We start from the raw sequence: 21,574 nt of genomic DNA, 5'->3' as shown, positions 1-21,574 counted from the left end.
ATTAATGTAAATAATTTTATATGAATAGAACGCTTATTATGCTTTTCAAAATCCTACCCATATGTAAAAATTCGCGGTCTTTTTTTTATTATAAATAAACCTTTCAACGGTGCCTTTTAACAGCGCCAGGAGATGATACGGGAATGCCACAAAAACATCAGCTACGAAGAGTGCTTAAAACACCGGCCCTGGTCGCATTTGGTCTGGCGTATATGGTTCCGCTGGGAGTATTTACCACCTACGGACAGGTGACTGTCCTCAGTGAAGGGCATTTGCCCGTCGCCTATCTCGTGACCATTGCGACGATTCTGTTTACTGCGTTGAGTTACTGTCGTATGACCAGCGCGCTGCCGCTGGCAGGTTCTGCTTATTCCTATGTTCAGCGCAGTTTTGGCGGCAGAATGGGATTCTTAGTGGGATGGGCGCAGATTCTGGATTATTTATTCCTGCCAATTCTGAATTATCTTGTTTTAGGCATCTTCCTGCACGAAGCATTCCCGGCGATCCCGGCTCCTGTCTTTGTTCTGGCATCTATTATATCGGTCAGTCTGCTGAATATTCTTGGCGTACGACTGATGACATCCGTTAATTTCACATTAATCGCGGCACAGTTAATTTTTATCGTACTGTTTATCGCGCTTTCTTTTAGCCAGGCCGATTTGAGTCCTGATGCGCTGTTGCGTCCTCTGTTAGTCGACAGCGGGCATCTGGGCGGATTACTGGCCGGTGCAGCGGTGCTTTGCCTGGCATTTTTGGGGTTTGACGCTATCGCAACAATGGCGGAAGAGGCCGATGATGCGAAACGGACGTTACCTCGCGCCATTATCATTACCGTCCTCCTGGCGGGCGTCATCTTTATTGCCGTGTCGTATGCCGCGCATTTGATCTACCCGGACTGGCAATCGCTGATCCCGGTTCAGGATACCGCAAGCCTGGTGGTGTCGGAAAAAGTGGGTGGCAAATGGATGTACAACTTCTTTATGGCGGCTTACCTGACCGGCGTTTATGCCTCTGCGATGACGGCGCAGACCGGCGTATCGCGTATCTTCTATGCCATGGGACGTGAAGGCGTTTTGCCGAGAAAAATCTTTTTCCATCTGCATAAGCGTTTCCATACGCCGTATCGGGCGATTATTTTTGTGGCGCTGGTATCCCTGACGGCGCTGGAGTTGAGCCTGGATCTTGTCGTCTCGATGATCAGTTTCGGGGCGCTCGTCGCGTTTACCTTTGTGAATCTCAGCGTCATCAAACACTTCCTGATCAACGAACAACGCCGTGGCGTCGCCGCGCTGTTTCACTATGGTCTGCTGCCGTTACTGGGCGTAGGGATGTCGGTGTGGCTGTGGACGAACCTGGCACCGGATGCGTTAAAAGTGGGCCTTGTGTGGCTGGCGGTCGGGTTTGCCTGGCTGCTGTACATGACGCGTGGTTTGCGCCAGTCGCCGCCGTCAGTCGATTATGATGAAATCGCTCACCTGATTGAGTAATTCTCTCTCCCGCGCACGCCGGTGCGCGGGTTGTCATTCACTTTTTTATCACCTGATATGCTGACCTGTAAAAAAGTAACATCAACAGAATCGACGCTCTTTCAGAGTCTGGACGCGCTGTACGCTACGGCTTTCCCCTGGCACGAACAGCGGGAGATGCACGCGAAGCAACAGGCGATTGCCAGTCCGCATTACGCCCTGGAAGGGTGGTTTGAAGAGGAGTTGTTTGTTGGCCTGAGCGGATGCTGGACCTTTGACGACTACGTTTACGTTGAACATCTGGCGATTGACGGAGCATTGCGCTCGCAGGGGTATGGCAAAATCATACTCGGGCACATTCTTGCGCGCTCGCCAATGACGATTCTGGAGATTGATCCCCTGACGACGGACATCGCCGAAAAACGGTTGCGGTTTTACGAATCGATGGGATTTTTTGCGAATCCATGGCCGCACACGCATCCGGCGTATCATCCAGGCGTGGCCGCGCATGCGTTAATTGTGCTGAGTTATCCGAAGCCGATAGATGCAGTGCACTATGAACGCTTCAATGCGGATTTATGCCAGCGCGTCATGGCGCTCTAAGAAATAATGCCCCAGCGTTGCTGAGGCATCCAGGACGGAATTACGCTTCGTTTTCCGCCAGTTCACGCAGATACTGGAAGATCAAACGGGCCGACTTCGGCGGCTTGTTGCCTTCTTTCTCTTTTTGGGCGTTGCGAACCAGAGAGCGAAGTTGCTGACGGTCGGCGTTTGGCCACAGGTTCAGCACTTCCGCTACTGCCTCATCCCCTTCAACGATCAGACGATCGCGCAGTTGCTCAAGCTTGTGAAACAGCACGACCTGTTGGTTGTGGCGATTCTTCAGCTTATCCAGTGCCTGGCGGATCGGATCCACGTCGCGCTGACGCAACATTTTACCAATCAACTGCAACTGACGGCGGCGGCCTTCCATTTTAATACGCTGGGCCAGTTCAATGGCTGCACGCAGGTCCGCATCGAGCGGGATTTTATCCAGCGCGTTTTTCCCTAATTCCACCAGTTCCACACCCAGGCGTTTTAACTCCTCGGCGTCACGTTTAATTTCACTTTTACTGACCCAGATAATTTCATCGTCTTCGTCTTCGATGTCATCACCGGGAACGTCGTCGAGCCAGTCTTCGGGCTGCTTAGTCATGTCAGGCTCCTTTAAAAAAAGAGGCTAATGTTACCAGTTAAGATGCGCACTGAAAAACGGTTCTCTGTTAGACTTCAGAGAAACTCTCTCTACATTATGGCATTTGCGATGAAAGTAATCTCACAAGTTGAAGCGCAGCGTAAGATTCTGGAAGAAGCGGTATCGACAGCGCTGGAGTTAGCGTCAGGCAAATCGGATGGTGCGGAAGTCGCCGTCAGTAAGACTACCGGTATCAGTGTGAGCACCCGTTATGGTGAAGTGGAGAACGTAGAATTCAATAGTGATGGCGCTCTGGGCATCACCGTGTATCACCAGAACCGTAAAGGCAGCGCGTCATCCACCGATTTAAGCCCGCAGGCAATTGCGCGTACCGTTCAGGCGGCGCTGGATATTGCCCGCTATACGTCGCCGGATCCGTGTGCAGGCGTGGCAGACAAAGAACTGCTGGCCTTTGACGCGCCGGACCTCGATCTGTTCCATCCCGCTGACGTCTCCCCGGATGAAGCCATTGAGCTGGCGGCGCGCGCCGAACAGGCTTCCCTGCAGGCGGATAAACGCATCACCAATACCGAAGGCGGCAGCTTTAACAGCCACTACGGCATTAAAGTGTTCGGCAACAGCCACGGTATGTTGCAGGGCTATTGCTCCACCCGTCATTCGCTTTCAAGCTGTGTTATCGCGGAAGAGAATGGCGAAATGGAGCGCGATTATGCCTACACCATTGGCCGCGCGATGAGCGATCTGCAAACGCCGGAATGGGTCGGTGCAGACTGTGCTCGCCGCACCCTGTCTCGCCTGTCGCCGCGCAAACTGTCCACCATGAAAGCGCCAGTGATTTTTGCTAATGAAGTAGCGACCGGGCTGTTTGGCCATCTGGTTGGCGCCATTGCGGGTGGCTCGGTGTATCGCAAGTCCACTTTCCTGCTCGACTCGCTGGGCAAACAGATCCTGCCAGAGTGGTTGACCATCGAAGAGCATCCGCATCTGCTGAAAGGGCTGGCCTCTTCACCGTTCGACGGTGAAGGCGTGCGTACGGAGCGTCGCGATATCGTTAAAGATGGCGTACTGACCCAGTGGCTGCTGACCAACTATTCTGCGCGTAAATTAGGGCTGAAAAGCACCGGGCATGCGGGCGGCATTCACAACTGGCGTATTGCCGGACAGGGCCTGAGTTTTGAGCAGATGCTTAAACAGATGGGAACGGGTCTGGTGGTTACTGAGCTGATGGGACAAGGCGTGAGCGGCATTACCGGCGACTATTCCCGCGGTGCGGCGGGCTTCTGGGTCGAAAACGGTGAAATTCAGTACCCGGTGAGCGAGATAACCATTGCCGGTAACTTAAAAGAGATGTGGCGCAATATTGTGACCGTCGGTGATGATATTGAAATGCGTAGCAATATACAGTGTGGTTCAGTGCTGTTACCGGAGATGAAAATCGCCGGGCAGTAGTCTCAAATGGCGCGACCTGCCGCGCCATAAACTTCAATAATAAAAAGGAAGTGAGCAATGCGTAAAAACCTGTTAGCGATGCTGGCTGTGTCATCTCTCGTGCTGAGCTCGGCCAATGTGTTTGCGGCCGATCTTGAAGATGATATGGGGATCCTCAACGATAATTTGAAAGTGGTCGAGAAAACGGATAACGCAACGGAATTGAAAGATGCGTTAACTAAAATGCGTGCCGCCGCAGTGGACGCCCAAAAGGCCACTCCACCGAAACTGGAAAACAAATCCCCTGACAGCCCGGAAATGAAAGATTTCCGTCAAGGCTTAGAGACGCTGGTCGGTCAGATCGACGGTGCGCTTAAGCTGGCGAATGAAGGCAAAGTTACAGAGGCGAAAGCGGCGGCAGAAGCGTTGAAAACCACGCGCAACGAGAACCATAAGAAGTTTCGTTAATCGCTTTATCTCGGGCGGGGGAAATCTGTTCTCCCGCTGAACGATTATTCCGTTACCTTCCTTCTCAAATAACGGTACGGATAGTCGCAATGGGTAAGAGAAAGAACCGCCGTTTACCACGATGTGGATAAACGGCTTTCAGGATTAACGCAGGTGATGCACAACCTGATTACTGCTACCGCGCCAGATAAGCGCCGGGTCTTTTAAATCCTGCACAAACTTACCGTCAACCAACACGTTGATAAGGTCTACAACCTCCCTTTGTGCGGCGTCGAGTTCATCGAGCTTATAGCCAGTCCACACCCAGATATCTTTACCCGGGCACTCCGCGTGGATACGTTTTACCAGCTTGAGAATTTCCGGTACGTTTTGTGGATGCAACGGGTCACCGCCGGAGAGCGAAATGCCCTGTCGTTTGACGCGCGTGTCATTAAGGTCGGCGATAATCCGGTCGGCCATTTCTGCGGTGAACGGCATCCCTGAGTTCACGCGCCAGGTGCTTTTGTTGTAGCAACCGGGGCACTCATGGACGCAGCCTGAAACAAACAGAGTGCAGCGGGTTCCAGGACCGTTAACGATATCTACAGGATAATATTGGTGATAATGCATTTTCGCTTCTCAATTGACGCCATTACTGCGGTGGCTGCTCTCACTCACCCGGGTCACTTACTTAATGTAAGCTCCCGGGATTCATTCGTTTGCCGCCTTGTCCTGGCGCCAATTGCTTTGCGAAAAACGTATTAATATGTGAAAGCGTTAAGCCGGGTCGTTGTAGGCCGGATAAGGTGCTTGCACCGCCATCCGGCATCTACGTATTGCAAACGGAGGATTAACCGATCTGCCCGTTACCCAAATGTTTAATGCGGCGTTTAACTTCTTCCTGCTTACCGGCGTTAAACGGACGTGCATCCGGGCTACCTAAATATCCGCATACGCGACGCGTAACCGAGACGCGCGCGGCATCGTGGTTGCCGCATTTCGGGCAGGTAAAGCCTTTGCTGGTGCACTCAAACTCACCGGTAAAGCCGCACTCATAGCATTCGTCGATCGGCGTGTTGGTTCCGTAATACGGCACGTGCTGATAGCTGTAATCCCAGACGTCTTCCAGCGCTTTCAGGTTGTGCTGAATGTTCGGGTATTCGCCATAGCAAATGAAACCACCGTTCGCCAGCGGCGGGTACGGCGCTTCAAAATCGATCTTGTCGTACGGGTTGACCTTTTTCTCGACGTCGAGGTGGAAACTGTTGGTGTAGTAGCCTTTGTCCGTCACGCCAGCAATCACGCCAAACTCGGCGGTATCCAGACGGCAGAAGCGGTCACACAGGTTTTCACTCGGTGTGCTGTACAGACTGAAGCCGTAACCTGTTTCTTCTTTCCACTGATCGACAGCCTGACGCAGGCGTTCCACGATGGCGATGCCTTTGGCACGCAGTGCTTCGCTGTCGTACAGGTGCTCGTTACCAAACAGGGCATTGATGGTTTCATGGATACCGATATAGCCCAGTGAAATGGACGCACGGCCATTTTTAAAGATTTCAGAAACGTCATCGTCCGCTTTCAGGCGCACACCGCAGGCACCTTCCATATAGAGGATTGGCGCAACACGTGCTTTAACCCCTTCAAGACGGGCGATGCGGGTCATCAGCGCTTTACGCGCCAGCGCCAGACGGCTCTCCAGCAGTTTCCAGAATGTTGCTTCATCACCGTGGGCTTCCAGCGCGATACGCGGCAGGTTCAGGCTAATGACGCCCAGATTGTTACGACCATCGTGGATCTGCTCGCCGTTTTCGTTTTCCCAGACGCCGAGGAAACTGCGGCAACCCATCGGAGTTTTGAACGAGCCGGTGACTTTCACCACCTGATCGTAGTTCAGGATGTCCGGATACATGCGCTTGCTTGCGCACTCTAGTGCCAGCTGTTTGATGTCGTAATTAGGATCGCCAAATTTGTGGTTCAGGCCATCGCGAATCGCGAACACCAGTTTCGGGAATACAGCGGTTTTACGGTTTTTACCCAGACCCGCAATACGGTTGCGCAGAATGGACTGCTGAATCAGACGAGATTCCCAGCTGGTGCCAAGGCCAAAACCAAAGGTCACGAACGGCGTCTGTCCATTGGCGGTGTGCAGCGTGTTCACTTCGTATTCCAGGGACTGGAATGCGTCATAGCACTCTTTCTCGGTACGGGAATGCGCATAGCCGTCAGCATCCGGGATTTGCCACTCTTCAGCGGTTTTGCGGTGCTTATTGAAGCTGGCGGTGACAAATGGGGCCAGTACTTCATCAATACGGTTAATGGTGGTGCCGCCGTAAATATGGCTGGCAACCTGGGCGATGATCTGCGCGGTGACCGCTGTGGCGGTGGAGATGGATTTTGGCGGTTCGATCTCCGCGTTACCCATCTTAAAGCCCTGCGTCAGCATGCCTTTCAGATCGATCAGCATACAGTTGAACATCGGGAAGAACGGGGAGTAGTCGAGATCGTGATAGTGAATATCACCACGCTCATGTGCCTGCACCACATCACGTGGCAGCAGATGCTGACGCGCATAGTGCTTAGCCACGATACCGGCCAGCAGATCGCGCTGGGTCGGGATCACTTTACTGTCTTTGTTGGCGTTTTCGTTGAGCAGTGCGGAGTTGGTTTGCTCGACCAGACCTCGGATCTCCTGGTTCAGGCGACCACGCTTCTCGCGCTGAATATCGCGATCGTGGCGATACTCGATATAGGCGCGGGCGAGTTGCTTGTACGGACCCGACATCAGTTGGTTTTCAACTGCGGTCTGGATGTCGTTGATATCGACCTGACTGCGCTCATTCATCTGGTTGCTAACGACTTCTGCGACGGTGGCGCAGTAATCTGCGTCATCGACTCCCGCTGCTTTAGCTGCACGCAGAATGGCTTCTTTGATGCGCTCTGATTTAAACGGCACTTTACAGCCATCACGTTTCATCACATGCGGTGTCATGATCACTCCATATTTATAAGAACAGGTTATCCACAGAGGCTGGGGAAGCATTCCTTGGTTTATTCATCTCTCTATCCAAAGACTTCCCGCAATCCTGACCCATTTTATCCACAACAGCTGCGCTATACGGTCAGTTGTGGTTGTTGCAATTGTAGACGATAAATACAACATATTGGGTCGGCGTGCATTTTAAGTTCTATATGTAGTGATTTGCATCAAGGATGTTTACGGTTTTATTGACGTAGGACAAAGTAAAAATCAGAGCGTACAGATGACGGGCACTACAGCCTTTGTAAATTATTTCCAGAAAATTCTGATTAATTATTCAACAAAAACAGTAGGGTAAATCCAGGCAAACGCAGCGCTGCCCGGAAAGGCTCCCCCACAGCGTTAGCCGGATTATTCCCGTTACAGAGGGAGTGTCGGATATTCCTTCCCTCTTGCCACTGCCGCTACAGCCATGTTGTAAGGAGACCGTGATGTTGTCAGTGTGGCGGCTTTACGTTCCAGTGAAATTACGTTTCATCTGTCACTTCATCGCCCGCAGATTCATTTTCAGCGAGGGGGAAAATGGTTCTGGTACTCAGGGGCATAACCCAAAGTAATTAAGTTTTGTGTGGCAGATGGCATTGTTGATTGTCAGGCAGTCAGTGCCATTTCGATAACGCTGCGCGATATTTTAAGTGGGTTTAAAACATTACAACTGCTTACATAATACCGACTAAAAACAAAATGGGCAGTTGCAGAATTTAATTCTAAGTTTTAGTGTCTGACTTGATTAATATTCTACTGAAAAAACAAAATACAAATATATTAAATTGCCTTTATCTTGGTTTTCCATTTGTTTTGTTCGTTAAACTATTTATTAATACTCAACATTGCATTATTTGCAAGAATGACTGTTTGTTCTATCATGAAAATAGTTTGGTAAATTAAACGTAAAAATAAATTTATTCTTATCATTGAATTATCTTTCATCTCTTTAAATGTAATACCCGCTATCTGTTGGCCTGCTTTTAATTTTGCAAGGTCGGGATAACTGCGTGGTTACAATCAATTGGAATAACGCCATCATGGAAAATAACGAACTATCCACAGTCATTGAAAAAAGACTTGTTGCCAGATTTCTGGATATGTTCATCAAGCTTGGGCTGATCCTGGCACTGGGCTCCTTCTGCTTTACTGTCATGTCCCCTTTCATGAATATGCTGCTGTGGGCGCTTATTTTGGCGGTCACACTGTATCCATTGCATCAGCGTTTTGCTGCCCGAATGGGAAATAAACAGGGCAGGGCGTCGACTGTCATGGTGTTACTGGGGGTGCTGTTGATCGTCGCGCCGACCGTTGCCATGCTCAGTTCTCTGGGTGATAGCGTAAGCCGACTTGTGGAAAATGTGGGCAGCGATAGCCTGGTTATCTCACCTCCGTCTGAGAAGATCGCGTCTATTCCTCTTGTCGGTGAAAAAGTGCACGCCTTGTGGCTCAAGGCGTCGACGGATTTACCCAGCCTTATCAGCAGCTATCGCCCGCAGTTGGGAGATATTGCTAAGCAGGTTGTGGGAGTCCTGGCGAGCATGGGCGGCGGATTAATTGGCTTCGTCTTCTCCTTCATCGTTGCGGGTATCATGATGGCCTGGGGGGCACCCGGTGCGCGCAGCGCCAAGAGTATCGCCATCCGTATCACCGACACACAACGCGGCCTTGCGCTGACCAAACTGTGTACCAGCACCATTCGTGCCGTAGCGATGGGCGTTATCGGGGTTGCCTTCATTCAGGCTCTGCTAGCCGGTATTGTCATGGCGATTGCAGGCATTCCTGCGGTTGGCATCTTCTTCGTCCTGGCGTTGATTCTGGGGATTGCTCAGGTGCCCGTTATCCTGGTGACAGCCCCCGCGATTGCCATCATGTGGATGTCAGGCGATCACGGTACGGTTCTCAATATTGTCTACACCGTGCTGCTGCTGGTTGCGGGTATGGCGGATAACGTGCTTAAACCCTTGTTGCTGGGACGTGGTGTTGATGCGCCTATGCCTGTGGTGCTGTTGGGGGCGCTGGGGGGTATGGCGGCCAATGGTATTCTCGGCATGTTCGTTGGGGCGACGTTGCTTTCCATCGGCTATCGCATCTTCATGGCCTGGGTTAACCAGGGGCCAGATGGTGTAGCGGCGAGTGGAAAAGATGTTCAATGATCGTCGCGTTGGGCGCCTCCTGTTGACAGGAGGCGCCTGCCTGCTGTTGAGCGCGTGTACCACCCTGGGGCCAGACTTTAAATCGCCGCAAGTCCCGGAGCTGGACCAGTGGCAGGCGAAGACCAAAAGTACGGCCGCCAACGCTTCCACACAAAATTATGACCAGTGGTGGACGCAACTCAATGACCCCACGCTAACCGCACTTATCAATGAAGCGCTGCGCAAAAACCCGGACGTTAAGATTGCCGGTCTGCGCTTGCTTGAGTCACGCGCACAATTAGGCATTGCCGAAAGTCTGCTGGGGCCGCAGGCGACTGTGGGTACGGGTGAGGTGATAACGGGCGGCACGCGTCGTGATGGCCGCTACAATGACACCACCAGCTATAGCGCCGATTTTAATCTGGGTTGGGAGATCGATTTTTGGGGTAAGTTCCAGCGCGGCGTGGAATCTGCCGATGCGAGTTACTTCGCCACCCTTGCGCAGTATGACGATATTCAGGTGCTGATGGCTGCGCAAGTGGCGCAACTGTATGTGAATATCCGCACCTTAGAAGCGCGACTGCAAATTACCCGCAGCAACGCCGAAATTCAGCAACGCAGTCTGCAAATCACCGAGCGTCTGTTCCTTAGCGGCAACAGTGCTGAGCTCGACGTGCAGCAAGCGAAAACCCAATACCTCTCAACACTTTCCAGTATCCCGCAACTGGAAACCAGCCTGCGTCAGAGTCAAAACGCGCTCAGTGTGCTGCTTGCGCGTAAACCCGGCCCATTGCCTGAAATGGCGAGCAATACCGGCGTGCTTCCACAGGGCAATCTGGCGTTGGTGTCTGAGTTGCCTGCCGATCTGTTGCGCCGTCGACCTGATGTGCGGGTTGCGGAACGGCAACTGGCTGCCCAGTCGGCCCTTATCGGGGTGGCAGAAAGTGAGCTCTATCCTTCTATTTCACTGATTGGCAGTGTGGGAATCAGTGCGCGTAGTGGGACGAGCAGCACACTGTCCTGGGTGGCTGGCCCGACGTTTAGCTGGAATTTGCTCGATCAAGGGCGGCTTGGCAACCAGGTTCTGGTGCAGGATTCCCGCTTCTTGCAACTGCATGAACGCTATCGTGACGTCGTGTTTCAGGCCGCACGTGAAGTCGATGATGCCGCGATCGCCTACGCCAATGGCAAAGACGAGATTGAGCTCCTGACCCAAACGGGAGAGGCGGCTACCCGTTCACTGGAGATTGCGAATACGCAATACCGGGAAGGGATGGCCGATTTCCAGCGGGTACTGGATTCGCAACGCGCCTTGTTCAATCAACAGGAGCGCCTGGTGAACAGCCGTGGTGCGCTGATGCGTGACCTGATAACGCTGTACAAAGCGCTGGGCGGCGGTTGGGAAAGCGGGCGGCAACGTCCGTTGGTCGATCCACAAACCGATGCGCATTTACGTCAGCGGGAGGACTGGATCCCTCTGTTAGACGCGCCTATGCCAGCAGCAACTGATCTCAAAGAAGGTAAAAAGCAATGACCGAACCCTCATCCCCGGCGGGACAAGCGAGTCGTCGTGGCGTGATAAGTCTCCTCGCCGTGATCGTGGTGCTGCTGTGCTGGTATTTAGCGGCTGACCGACTCACACCCTATACCTCGCAGGCCAGAATTCAGGCGTTTGTTATTCCTATCTCTTCTGAGGTCGCCGGGCAGATTCAAAAAGTCTATGTGCGCGACAATCAGCAAGTGGCGCCAGGGGATCGGTTGTTTGAACTTGATCCCGAGCCTTACGACATCGCTTTGTCACGCGCGCGTTCAGATTATGAAACGGTATTAAGTTCGGTCAAGGCAAACAATGAAGCCATTGCCGCTGCCAAAGCAGGTCTGCAGGCCGCGACCGCCGCTTACCAGAATGCCGCGAAAGACGCGGAACGCCAGGAGCGTTTGTACCGAGAAGATCCCGGCACCATTTCAGTCCGCCGTCTTGAAGTGGCGCAAGCCACGCGTGAAACCGCGCGTAGCCAGATGGCGGCTGCGGCGGCTGATGTACGGCGTGTAACCGAAATGGCGGGGGAAGAGGGCGACAATAATTCACAACTGCTCAGCGCGCGTTCGGCGGTTCGTAAAGCCGAACTTGACCGGAAAAATACCGTGATTGTGGCGACCAACCGTGGTCTGGTGACTGATTTGCGCACCGATGTGGGCCAGTTTCTTGGCGCGGGAGCACCGGTAATGACCCTGGTTGCCATCAACGATGTCTGGATCAGTGCGGACATGACAGAGAACAACCTCGGCAATGTGAACCCTGGCGATGAAGTCGCCATTCTGCTCGATAGCCAACCGGGGCACGTTTACAAAGGGCAGGTGCGCAGCATCGGCTATGGCGTCAGTGCAACGCAAAGCCAGCCAGCGGGGGTATTGCCGACTATCGACAATAACCGTGACTGGTTACGTCAGGCTCAGCGTTTCCCGGTCAAGGTGGCGTTCTCTAAAGATGATTTTCCCCCGGTCGACAGTTTACGGGCGGGCGGACAAGCAGATGTGCTGGTGTACGCGAATGGCAGTGGCTTGATGAGCATTTTAGGTAGCGTCTACATACGGTTGATGAGCGTGTTCTCGTATATCTACTAAGGTGCTGCGCTATGCATAACGGAGATCGTGCGGTACTGAGGATCAGCTGCGGAACCGCGATTGCCGCGCTGGCCTGTTATAGCCTCGCACTGCCTATGCCCCATCTGGGGTGCATCATGGCCTGGATTGTACTCTGTCAGGGCAAGCCGTTACCCCTCAAGAAAGGGATAGTGGCGGGCCTTGGGCTGATGGCAACCATGATGGGTGGGGTATTGATAGTGCCTTTGTTAACGCACTATCCGTTGCCCGCACTCCTGCTGACCGCGTTGTTGCTTTACCTGTTGATGCTGATGTGGCTTGCAGGGAAGGGCACTCAGGCGATGTTGCTTACCACTGCGGTCACCATCATTCCTATCGCCGGGCTGATTGAGCAATCCCTTGCCGTCGGCATCGCCCAGATGATGGGACTTGGCATCATCATTGGCACGGTGGTTAACCGGATTGCGTTGGTCGTCTTTCCACCGCAGGCAACACCCGCCCCGGTGGGAAAAGCCTATGTTGCACCGCAATCGCCCCATCACCTGGCCCAGCGCGCGGTGCTGATTGTGCTGCCAGTCTGGCTGTTGGCGTTGAGTAATCCCGCTTTCTATATTCCGGCGGTGATGAAAACAGTGATGCTTGCACAACAAACCAACACGCTGGCGGCAAAACAGGTGGGTCGTGAGCTGGTGTTGTCGACCCTGATGGGCACGCTGTTAGCCGTGGTGTTGTGGTTTGGCTTAAGTCTTTGGCCCTCGCTTTTGATGCTGGTGCTGTGGCTTGCGCTGGTCAGCCTTTGGGTGGCACGACGCATGGTGAGACTGGTGGCCAACCGGTTTACCCCCTCCTTTTGGAGCAACGCCTGGGTCACCTGCCTCATCTTGTTTGGCCCGGCTATTCAGGATAGCGCTGCCGGCAAGGATGTCTGGTTGGCGTCTGCGATGCGTTGCGCTTTGTATGTTGCCGTTGCCCTCTATGGTTGGGCATGTGTTGTGATTCTTGAGCGCTGGCGCCCGAGTGGCCGGCCTGCGTCAGAAGCCACTTCAGGAGATTAATATGTTGCTGGTTTTAGTCACAGGGATGCCCGTCATCCTGCTGAATATGTTATTACAGTCGTGGGTTTCGATTGGCTGTATCCGTTTTTACATCAAACGTTTTCACCATCGCGAAGGGATGATGGCCGGGGTGCTGGCGCTGTTTGGCATCATTACCATCGTGCTGATGGGCAATCTGCTGCAAATCCTGCTGTGGGGGATTTTATTCCTGTGGCTGGGAGAGTTTTCAACGCTCAAAGAGGCTGTTTACCATTCAGGCGTTAACTTTGCCACTCTCGGTTATGGCGATATCGTGATGAGTGCAAAGTGGAAGTTGTTTGGCGTACTCGAGGCCGTGAATGGGGCAATGATGATTGGTCTGTCTGGCGCCAGTATGCTGGCGGTCTTACAGCATCATATTCGCAAACTGCTCGGGCAAACTAAATAGCGCACTTAGGCGGGTTCCTCCGGCCTTACGGAAACACGTCGGCAATTTTCGGCCGGACTCTCCCCACACCTGACCACCTGAGTTTTTGGTTAAACAGCCAAACGGAAATCACTGGAAGTCAGAATGCGAAAGCGACGCCACGGTCCGGCTGAAAATCGATGAGACGTTGACGGCTGACCGGGTCCGCCCGCAGGGACGCGGGCGGAGGGGACGGCCTGCAGGGATGCAGGCTCGACCCCGACCCGAAAGGCAGACGGCATAAGGCGAATGTATCGCGAAGCGACGATTTTCCCGCCGGGAGCCAGGGTTGCAAGGGAGGCGGCGGGAGCCTCCCTTGCACGTTCACAGGTAGGGTGGTTTCAGAGAGGCTGTGGACATAAGGTGAACGTCACCCTTCACCAGAGTGACAGGTTCTCCCTGATTTCTGAGCTGACCAGCATCATCGTATCTGCATCCCCTATTTTTATTGCAACAACCACCAGACCGCTTCAAACGGTCGTAGCGTCATGGGGCCTGGAAGGTGGGCGACTTCATCGTAGTTATGCAGCAAAACCTGCCAGTTTCCGCTGAGCTCCGCTGGTTGCCAGTCCTGACATTCATGGCTCAGATTGGCAATAACCAGCAGTTGTTGTCCCTGCCATTCACGACGATAACACCACAAATGTGGGCTGTTCGGTAACAGATCCTGGTAATCGCCCCAGGTCAGAATCGGCTCTTTTTTGCGCAGCGCGATCAGCTGTTGGTAGGTGTAAAAGACGGAGTCTTTATCCGCCAGCGCCGCCGCGACGTTAATCTTCGCAGCGTTGTCGCACAGGTTTATCCACGGCGTGCCGTGCGTGAAACCGGCATTTTCACTGCTATCCCACTGCATTGGCGTGCGGCTATTGTCGCGCGATTTACTGGCGAGTATGGCCAGCAGTTCATCAGCATCCTGATGCTGGGCGAGTCGCTCGGCAAACATGTTGTGGCTTTCTACGTCACGGTAGTCGGTGATGCGGGTGAAATGCGGATTGGTCATCCCAATCTCTTCGCCCTGGTAAATGTAGGGCGTGCCCTGCATGCCGTGTAGCACCATGGCCAGCATTTTCGCGGCCGGAACCCGGTATTCGTTTTCATCGCCAAATCGCGAGACGATGCGCGGCTGGTCGTGATTACACCAGAACAGCGCATTCCAGGCGATGTTGTGCATCCCCTGCTGCCAGTGGCGGAACAGCGCTTTTAATGCCACATAATCGGGTTTCGCCAGCGTCCATTTTTCGCCGCCGGGGTAATCGACCTTCAAATGGTGAAAATTAAAGGTCATCGACAGTTCGCTGCCCTCCAGCGCGGCATAGCGTTGGCAGTGTTCCAGGGTGGTGGAAGACATTTCGCCAACGGTCATTAATCCACGCGGGGTAAACACATCGCGATTCATCTCGTGCAAGAATTCATGCGCACGCGGGCCATCGGTATAAAAACGGCGGCCATCGCCGTCGGGATCGTGCGGGAAATCCTGATTTTTTGAAATCAGGTTCACCACGTCCAGGCGCAGGCCATCGACGCCGCGATCTGCCCAGAATTCGCAGACTTTTTTCAATTCGGCGCGAACCGCAGGATTTTCCCAGTTTAGGTCAGCCTGCTCTGGCGCAAAGAGGTGCAGATAGTATTGCTCACTGTCGGCGTGCCAGTCCCAGGCGTAACCGCCAAACTTTGAGCGCCAGTTATTGGGCCGCTCATCCGGCGTTCCATCGCGCCAGATGTAGAACTGGCGATACGGACTCTCTTTATTGAGCGCTTCGCGAAACCAGGCGTGCTGCGTCGACGTATGGTTAAACACCATATCCAGAATAATGCGGATGCCGCGTATTTTTGCCTGCGCGACCAGCTCATCAAAGTCATCCAGCGTGCCGTAGGCGGGATCAATCGCCATATAGTCGGCCACGTCGTAGCCGTTATCAATCTGCGGAGATACGTAAAACGGCGTCAGCCAGATGGCGTCTACGCCCAGTTTTTGCAGATAGTCGAGGCGCTGCGTGACGCCACGTAAATCGCCCGTGCCGCTTCCAGTGGTGTCCTGAAAACTCCTGGGATAGATCTGGTAAATAACGCCGTTTTGCCACCAGTGGGGAAGGGTGTTCATTATTTTTTCCTGGAACAAATGCACTGGGGCGCAACGGCGCCCCACAAAAAATTAGACGACTTGCAACGTGCCCTGACGGTACTTGCGCTGATAGACGACAGAGGTCAGCACCATCGGAATGACGATCGCGACCACCATCGCCATGCCAAACACCTGCCAGTAGCTCGGTTGAATGGAGAGGATTCCCGGCAAGCCGCCGACGCCGATACCGTTCGCCATGACGCCATTCAGGCCACACAGCAATCCGGCGAGACCGGAACCGATCATTGCGCACAGCATCGGGAAACGGTATTTCAGGTTAATGCCGTACATTGCCGGTTCGGTTACCCCAAGATAGGCAGAGATCGCGGCAGGAACGGAGATCTCACGTTCGTTGTGTTTACGGCTGGAAATAATGATGCCGACTACGGCGGATGCCTGAGCGATATTCGACAGCGCAATCAGCGGCCAGACGGGCGTACCGCCCATGCTCTGGATCATCTGCATGTCGATAGCCAGCGTGGTTTGATGGACGCCCGTTATCACCAGCGGAGCATAAAGGAAGCCGAACAGCGCCGCGCCAATCGGTGCAAAACTGCCGGTCATCAGGTGGCGCACTGCGAACGCAACGCCGTCGCCAATCATGCGGCCAAACGGACCGATCAAGGCGTGCGCGAGGAAGACTGCCAGAATCAGCGAACACACAGGCACCACCACCAGATAAAGGTAGTCCGGTACGATGCGCTTCAGGCGTGTTTCAATCAATCCGAGCGCCAGACCTGCCAGTAACGCCGGGATCACCTGCGCCTGATAACCCACTTTCGCAATGCTGAACATGCCAAAGTCCCATACCTCCGGAACCTGTTGTCCCAGCAGATAGGCATTCATCAGTTGGGGAGAAACCAGCGTCACACCGAGGACGATCCCGAGGATTGGCGTTCCGCCCATTTTCTTCACCGCAGACCAGCAGATCCCCACCGGCAGATAGAAGAAGATCGCTTCGCCAATAAGCCACAAGAAGTCGTAAAGGGTTTTCAGCGACGGATGCATCTGCGCCAGCGTCTGACCGTTGCTCATCGGCAGATCGCCAATCACGTTACGAAAACCGAGGATCAAACCACCGCTGATTAATGCAGGCAGCAGAGGGAAGAAGATCTCGGCGAAGTGGGAGATCAGCTGCTCGTGCCATTTCATGTTCTGGCGCGCGGCTTTTTTCGCCTGCTCTTTGTCGGCGCTGGCCTGCCCGGTGGTCGCCAGCAGGACTTTGTAGTAGTCGCCGACATCGGTGCCAATCACCACCTGGAACTGACCTGCGTTGGTGAAGCAGCCCTTAACCATCGGTAATTGTTCAATTTCTTTTGGTTTAGCATTTGCTGGCTGATTGAGGACAAAGCGCAGGCGGGTAATGCAGTGGCTTACCGTGGCGATGTTATCGCGCCCGCCCACCAGCGCTATCAGCTGGTCGATATCAGCTTGTTTAACTTTACTCATCATTTAGCCCCGTGGCAGATGAAGTGATGTTGTGTCGTAACCTGCCGCAAGAGTATATCTTCGTTATATTTTCTAAAATGGGAACGTTCCCGAAACGCAGCGAAGATCACAAATTACCGTGCAAAAAGTGCTCGTGTTGTCTTCAGGAGAGGGCGGAAGGGATCACGATCTGACGGGGATCGCTGCGTCCGTTGATCTGCTCGATCAGCTGCAATGCCGCTTGTCGTCCCGCTTCGGCATAGCCTGGATCGACGGTGACGATCTCCGGGTGGAGAAATTTCATCAGCGGCGTATTGCCGACGCTGGCCAGTTGCAGCGCCTCAATGCGTTGTTCCTGCAAATATTTACTGGCGCCCAACGCCAGCGTATCCGTCGCGCACACCAGCGCAGTGGTGTCCGGGGTAATGACATCCACCGCGTGATCGTAGCCTTGCTTCATGGCAAGACCTGGTAGCGCTGCAACGGGATGCAGTTGATGTTTTTTACAGAAGGCCAGATAGGCGTCATGGCGACGTTTACCGGTGGTGATGTCGCTATGTGGGACCCCCAGAAAACTGATATGCCGGTGACCCTGATCGTACAGGCGCTGCATCAGGGTTTTGATGGCTCCGTCATCGTCATAACAGACGGAGGCAAACCCTTTGGCATCACGAGCCAACAGTACCAGCGAAGGCTGCCAGGGGTGGAGCGTCTCTTCATTAATACCGGTAAAACCAAACAGCACGACGCCATCAATGTTCCGCCGCCGGAGCATGCCCAGATGTTCTTCTACCAACGCCGGTGAAAACTGGCTCTCCATCATAATGGGGTCGTAGCCTTGTTCATAAAAGGCGGGGAGCATGGTTTGTACCGCGAGGTTTTCAGACAACGAGTCCAGACGCGTGACGATAATGGCGACCACTTTGTCGCTCTGTCCACGCATGGCGCGCGCAGAACGAGAAGGGGAAAATCCGTGCTGATTCATCACCGCTTCGACACGTTCGCGGGTCCGTTCGCTGACGCCGCTTTCGTTGTTGAGCACGCGGGAAACGGTCGATTTCCCGACGCCGCTTAAGCGGGCGATGTCTTTAATGGTCAGCCGATTTTGCATCCTGTTTTCCCGTGGTACGTCTGGTCTTTGAAAAGGAATCACTTTACTCAAGTGAGCGGCAATGGGCAAAGTCTGGTTTACGTCTGGTTTAGTCACCTTCAGTTATCATACCGCCATAATAGACACAAACCTTATGGTTTTCTGCGCATTGCGCATCATTCACTTACCGGAGGCTGTATGGATCCCGATCCCACCCCTCTCTCGCGAAGGCGAAATATTCCTTTCCGGTAAGCCTGCTTTTCACTGTCTTACCGGCGACGTAAGACAGTGACGTTCTGACGTCCCTGTTAGCACATTACATTACCCTCAGGTAAGGCATTGCCGCGCCTGACGGATTTTCTGCGCCTGTGTTATTGGGCGCGGAGGGACTGCCCATGTTTAAAAATATCACCCGTTTACTTTTTGTCCGGCTGAGCCGCCATTTACCTTATCGTCTGGTGCAGCGTGATCCGTTGCCCAACGCGCAGACCGTAGCCAGTGCGCCCGTTCCTCCTTCATTAAGCGATCGCTGTCTGAAGGTCGCCGTGATGGAAGAAGAGGCGCTCTGGCAGACGTTTGACGCGCACCCGGAAGGGCTGAACCATGCTGAGGTTGAGCGCGCCCGTGAAAAATATGGCGAGAACCAGCTTCCGGCTCAGCAGCCCGCGCCGTGGTGGCGGCATTTATGGATCTGCTATCGCAACCCGTTCAATATTTTGCTCACCATTCTGGGCGGGATCTCCTATGCCACCGAAGATCTGTTCGCTGCTGGCGTAATTGCCCTGATGGTCGTCATTTCCACGCTGTTGAATTTTGTGCAGGAAGCGCGCTCGACGAAAGCGGCGGATGCGCTGAAGGCGATGGTCAGTAATACGGCGACGGTGCTGCGCGTGATAAACGACACCGGAGAGAACGGCTGGATTGAGTTGCCCATCGACCAACTGGTGCCGGGCGATATCATCAAACTGGCGGCGGGCGATATGATCCCGGCCGACCTGCGCGTCTTTCAGGCACGTGATCTGTTTGTTGCACAGGCCTCTCTGACGGGCGAGTCGCTGCCTGTCGAGAAAGTGGCGATGACGCGTGACCCGCAGCAAAGCAATCCGCTTGAGTGCGACACGCTGTGTTTTATGGGCACCAATGTGGTGAGCGGCACGGCGCAGGCGATGGTCATGGCGACGGGTGCCAATACCTGGTTTGGTCAACTGGCGGGAAGCGTCACCGAACAGGAAAGCGAGCAGAACGCTTTTCAAAAGGGCATTAGCCGCGTCAGTATGCTGCTGATTCGCTTCATGTTGGTGATGGCGCCTGTGGTGCTGATCATTAACGGTTATACCAAAGGCGACTGGTGGGAGGCGGCGCTCTTTGCGCTGTCGGTGGCCGTTGGCTTAACGCCGGAGATGCTGCCGATGATTGTCACCTCCACGCTGGCGCGTGGGGCGGTGAAACTTTCAAAGCAGAAGGTGATTGTCAAACATCTCGACGCCATCCAGAACTTTGGTGCGATGGACATTCTCTGCACCGATAAAACCGGCACGCTGACGCAGGATAAAATTGTGCTGGAGAATCACACCGATATCTCAGGAAAACCCAGCGAACGCGTGTTGCATTCCGCCTGGCTGAATAGCCATTACCAGACCGGGCTAAAGAATTTACTCGATACCGCCGTGCTGGAAGGGGTCGATGAAGCGTCTGCGCGCCAGCTTTCCGGTCGCTGGCAGAAAATTGACGAGATCCCGTTTGATTTTGAACGCCGCCGGATGTCGGTAGTGGTGGCAGAAGACGCCAGTGTGCATCAACTGGTGTGCAAAGGGGCGTTGCAGGAGATCCTCAGTGTCTGCACCCAGGTGCGGCACAACGGCGACATTGTGCCGCTGGATGACAATATGCTGCGGCGGGTTAAGCGTGTGACTGACACCCTGAATCGACAGGGACTGCGCGTGGTGGCGGTGGCGACGAAATACCTGCCCGCGCGGGAAGGGGACTATCAGCGTATTGATGAGTCTGATCTGATCCTTGAGGGCTATATCGCGTTTCTTGATCCCCCGAAAGAGAGCACTGCACCGGCGCTGAACGCGTTGAAAGCCAGCGGGATAGGCGTAAAAATCCTCACCGGAGACAGTGAGCTGGTGGCGGCAAAAGTCTGCCACGACGTCGGGCTGGATGTGGGAGAGGTGGTTGTTGGTAGCGATATCGAACGACTCAGCGATGATGAACTGGCGAATCTGGCGCTGCGCACCACGCTGTTTGCGCGCCTGACGCCGATGCACAAAGAGCGCATCGTCACGTTGCTGAAACGCGAAGGGCATGTGGTCGGGTTTATGGGCGACGGTATCAATGACGCGCCCGCATTGCGTGCTGCCGACATTGGTATTTCCGTTGATGGTGCGGTGGACATTGCCCGTGAAGCCGCTGATATCATTCTGCTGGAAAAAAGCCTGATGGTACTGGAAGAAGGGGTAATAGAGGGGCGGCGTACCTTCTCTAATATGCTGAAGTACATCAAGATGACCGCCAGCTCTAACTTCGGTAATGTCTTCAGCGTGCTGGTGGCGAGCGCCTTCCTGCCGTTCCTGCCCATGTTGCCGCTACACTTACTGATTCAAAACCTGCTGTACGATGTATCCCAGGTGGCGATCCCGTTTGATAACGTTGATGAGGAGCAGATCCAAAAGCCACAGCGCTGGAATCCCGCCGATCTTGGGCGCTTTATGCTGTTCTTTGGGCCGATCAGTTCGATCTTTGACATTCTGACGTTTTGTTTAATGTGGTGGGTATTTCACGCCAATGTGCCGGAAGCGCAAACCTTGTTCCAGTCAGGCTGGTTTGTGGTGGGGTTGCTGTCGCAAACATTGATTGTGCATATGATCCGTACTCGCCGCGTGCCGTTTATTCAGAGCCGCGCCGCATGGCCATTAATGCTGATGACATTGCTGGTGATGGTCGTGGGAATTGCGTTGCCGTTCTCACCGCTGGCAAGTTATCTGCAATTGCAGGCGTTACCGCTGAGCTATTTCCCATGGCTGGTGGCTATTCTGGTGGGGTATATGACGCTGACGCAGTGGGTGAAGGGGTTTTATAGTCGGCGTTACGGTTGGCAGTGATCTGTTTTGCCGGACTGTTAGCGCCATCCGGCA

Annotated in this window: 17 protein-coding genes; 11 read left to right on the top strand and 6 right to left on the bottom strand. The window is 53.9% G+C overall.

What is annotated here, in order from left to right:
• Positions 1-143: 143 nt before the first annotated feature.
• Together JM656_RS19225 and JM656_RS19220 are read left to right on the top strand one after the other, a co-directional pair.
• A complete protein-coding gene (locus tag JM656_RS19225; RefSeq protein ID WP_203359142.1) occupies positions 144-1,487 on the top strand; it encodes an APC family permease in 1,344 nt (447 codons plus the stop codon).
• 57 nt (positions 1,488-1,544) lie between these two features.
• Complete coding sequence (locus tag JM656_RS19220) at positions 1,545-2,069, top strand: GNAT family N-acetyltransferase (RefSeq protein WP_203361334.1); 525 nt, start codon at positions 1,545-1,547, stop codon at positions 2,067-2,069.
• A gap of 40 nt (positions 2,070-2,109) precedes the next feature.
• Here JM656_RS19220 and yjgA read toward each other — a convergent pair whose 3' ends face one another.
• Entirely contained in the window at positions 2,110-2,661 is a 552-nt protein-coding gene (gene yjgA, locus JM656_RS19215) for a ribosome biogenesis factor YjgA (protein ID WP_203359141.1), read from the bottom strand.
• Positions 2,662-2,757: 96 nt separating this feature from the next.
• Here yjgA and pmbA point away from each other — a divergent pair, with 96 nt between their 5' ends.
• On the top strand, positions 2,758-4,110 hold the full coding sequence (pmbA, locus tag JM656_RS19210; protein WP_203359140.1) for a metalloprotease PmbA: 1,353 nt from the start codon (positions 2,758-2,760) through the stop codon (positions 4,108-4,110).
• Between the two features lie 57 nt (positions 4,111-4,167).
• Positions 4,168-4,557: a cytochrome b562 gene (cybC, locus tag JM656_RS19205; protein WP_203359139.1), complete on the top strand. Its 390-nt coding sequence runs from the start codon at positions 4,168-4,170 to the stop codon at positions 4,555-4,557.
• A 144-nt stretch (positions 4,558-4,701) separates the two neighbouring features.
• Here cybC and nrdG read toward each other — a convergent pair whose 3' ends face one another.
• Together nrdG and nrdD are read right to left on the bottom strand one after the other, a co-directional pair.
• The gene (gene nrdG / locus JM656_RS19200; protein ID WP_203359138.1) at positions 4,702-5,166 is read right to left on the bottom strand and encodes an anaerobic ribonucleoside-triphosphate reductase-activating protein; all 465 of its coding nucleotides are present in this window, start codon (positions 5,164-5,166) and stop codon (positions 4,702-4,704) included.
• 220 nt (positions 5,167-5,386) lie between these two features.
• The gene (nrdD, locus tag JM656_RS19195) at positions 5,387-7,525 is read right to left on the bottom strand and encodes an anaerobic ribonucleoside-triphosphate reductase (protein ID WP_203359137.1); all 2,139 of its coding nucleotides are present in this window, start codon (positions 7,523-7,525) and stop codon (positions 5,387-5,389) included.
• 1,073 nt (positions 7,526-8,598) lie between these two features.
• Between nrdD and JM656_RS19190 the strand changes: the two genes are divergently transcribed.
• The 5 genes from JM656_RS19190 to JM656_RS19170 are packed head-to-tail and all read left to right on the top strand — an operon-like array spanning position 8,599 to position 13,779.
• The gene (locus JM656_RS19190; RefSeq protein ID WP_203361333.1) at positions 8,599-9,714 is read left to right on the top strand and encodes an AI-2E family transporter; all 1,116 of its coding nucleotides are present in this window, start codon (positions 8,599-8,601) and stop codon (positions 9,712-9,714) included.
• On the top strand, positions 9,704-11,227 hold the full coding sequence (locus tag JM656_RS19185) for an efflux transporter outer membrane subunit (protein WP_203359136.1): 1,524 nt from the start codon (positions 9,704-9,706) through the stop codon (positions 11,225-11,227). The genes JM656_RS19190 and JM656_RS19185 overlap by 11 nt, the downstream gene beginning before the upstream one ends.
• The gene (locus JM656_RS19180; RefSeq protein WP_203359135.1) at positions 11,224-12,318 is read left to right on the top strand and encodes an HlyD family secretion protein; all 1,095 of its coding nucleotides are present in this window, start codon (positions 11,224-11,226) and stop codon (positions 12,316-12,318) included. The genes JM656_RS19185 and JM656_RS19180 overlap by 4 nt, the downstream gene beginning before the upstream one ends.
• An 11-nt stretch (positions 12,319-12,329) precedes the next feature.
• On the top strand, positions 12,330-13,352 hold the full coding sequence (locus tag JM656_RS19175) for a DUF2955 domain-containing protein (protein ID WP_203359134.1): 1,023 nt from the start codon (positions 12,330-12,332) through the stop codon (positions 13,350-13,352).
• Position 13,353: 1 nt separating this feature from the next.
• Entirely contained in the window at positions 13,354-13,779 is a 426-nt protein-coding gene (locus tag JM656_RS19170) for an ion channel (RefSeq protein ID WP_203359133.1), read from the top strand.
• A gap of 463 nt (positions 13,780-14,242) precedes the next feature.
• Here the strand turns inward: JM656_RS19170 and treC are convergent, their stop codons facing one another.
• The 3 genes from treC to treR form a co-directional block, all read right to left on the bottom strand.
• Positions 14,243-15,898, bottom strand: coding sequence for an alpha,alpha-phosphotrehalase (gene treC, locus JM656_RS19165; RefSeq protein WP_203359132.1), 1,656 nt, complete (start codon positions 15,896-15,898; stop codon positions 14,243-14,245).
• Between the two features lie 51 nt (positions 15,899-15,949).
• The gene (gene treB / locus JM656_RS19160; protein WP_203361332.1) at positions 15,950-17,368 is read right to left on the bottom strand and encodes a PTS trehalose transporter subunit IIBC; all 1,419 of its coding nucleotides are present in this window, start codon (positions 17,366-17,368) and stop codon (positions 15,950-15,952) included.
• 142 nt (positions 17,369-17,510) lie between these two features.
• Positions 17,511-18,458, bottom strand: a complete 948-nt coding sequence (treR, locus tag JM656_RS19155; protein WP_203359131.1) for a trehalose operon repressor TreR — start codon at positions 18,456-18,458, stop codon at positions 17,511-17,513.
• Between the two features lie 177 nt (positions 18,459-18,635).
• Between treR and mgtL the strand changes: the two genes are divergently transcribed.
• Positions 18,636-18,689 carry a mgtA regulatory leader peptide MgtL gene (mgtL, locus tag JM656_RS22535; RefSeq protein ID WP_370552338.1) on the top strand — a complete coding sequence of 18 codons (54 nt, stop codon included), beginning with the start codon at positions 18,636-18,638 and terminating at the stop codon, positions 18,687-18,689.
• Positions 18,690-18,832: 143 nt separating this feature from the next.
• On the top strand, positions 18,833-21,541 hold the full coding sequence (mgtA, locus tag JM656_RS19150; protein ID WP_203359130.1) for a magnesium-translocating P-type ATPase: 2,709 nt from the start codon (positions 18,833-18,835) through the stop codon (positions 21,539-21,541).
• Positions 21,542-21,574: the final 33 nt, after the last annotated feature.

Source organism: Citrobacter sp. R56 (assembly GCF_016811995.1).
In the GTDB taxonomy this organism is placed as follows: Bacteria; Pseudomonadota; Gammaproteobacteria; order Enterobacterales; family Enterobacteriaceae; genus Citrobacter_D; species Citrobacter_D enshiensis.
This window is presented reverse-complemented; position numbering and strand designations above follow the sequence as displayed.

What these genes read in the sequence shown, in the direction of transcription:
- treR (WP_203359131.1), bottom strand. Translation starts at nt 18,458, where the DNA reads ATGCAAAATCGGCTGACCATTAAAGACATCGCCCGCTTAAGCGGCGTC.
- cybC (WP_203359139.1), top strand. Translation starts at nt 4,168, where the DNA reads ATGCGTAAAAACCTGTTAGCGATGCTGGCTGTGTCATCTCTCGTGCTG.
- JM656_RS19175 (WP_203359134.1), top strand. Translation starts at nt 12,330, where the DNA reads ATGCATAACGGAGATCGTGCGGTACTGAGGATCAGCTGCGGAACCGCG.
- JM656_RS19170 (WP_203359133.1), top strand. Translation starts at nt 13,354, where the DNA reads ATGTTGCTGGTTTTAGTCACAGGGATGCCCGTCATCCTGCTGAATATG.
- mgtA (WP_203359130.1), top strand. Translation starts at nt 18,833, where the DNA reads ATGTTTAAAAATATCACCCGTTTACTTTTTGTCCGGCTGAGCCGCCAT.
- yjgA (WP_203359141.1), bottom strand. Translation starts at nt 2,661, where the DNA reads ATGACTAAGCAGCCCGAAGACTGGCTCGACGACGTTCCCGGTGATGAC.
- JM656_RS19225 (WP_203359142.1), top strand. Translation starts at nt 144, where the DNA reads ATGCCACAAAAACATCAGCTACGAAGAGTGCTTAAAACACCGGCCCTG.
- nrdG (WP_203359138.1), bottom strand. Translation starts at nt 5,166, where the DNA reads ATGCATTATCACCAATATTATCCTGTAGATATCGTTAACGGTCCTGGA.
- pmbA (WP_203359140.1), top strand. Translation starts at nt 2,758, where the DNA reads ATGGCATTTGCGATGAAAGTAATCTCACAAGTTGAAGCGCAGCGTAAG.
- JM656_RS19185 (WP_203359136.1), top strand. Translation starts at nt 9,704, where the DNA reads ATGTTCAATGATCGTCGCGTTGGGCGCCTCCTGTTGACAGGAGGCGCC.
- treC (WP_203359132.1), bottom strand. Translation starts at nt 15,898, where the DNA reads ATGAACACCCTTCCCCACTGGTGGCAAAACGGCGTTATTTACCAGATC.
- JM656_RS19190 (WP_203361333.1), top strand. Translation starts at nt 8,599, where the DNA reads ATGGAAAATAACGAACTATCCACAGTCATTGAAAAAAGACTTGTTGCC.
- JM656_RS19180 (WP_203359135.1), top strand. Translation starts at nt 11,224, where the DNA reads ATGACCGAACCCTCATCCCCGGCGGGACAAGCGAGTCGTCGTGGCGTG.
- nrdD (WP_203359137.1), bottom strand. Translation starts at nt 7,525, where the DNA reads ATGACACCGCATGTGATGAAACGTGATGGCTGTAAAGTGCCGTTTAAA.
- JM656_RS19220 (WP_203361334.1), top strand. Translation starts at nt 1,545, where the DNA reads ATGCTGACCTGTAAAAAAGTAACATCAACAGAATCGACGCTCTTTCAG.
- treB (WP_203361332.1), bottom strand. Translation starts at nt 17,368, where the DNA reads ATGAGTAAAGTTAAACAAGCTGATATCGACCAGCTGATAGCGCTGGTG.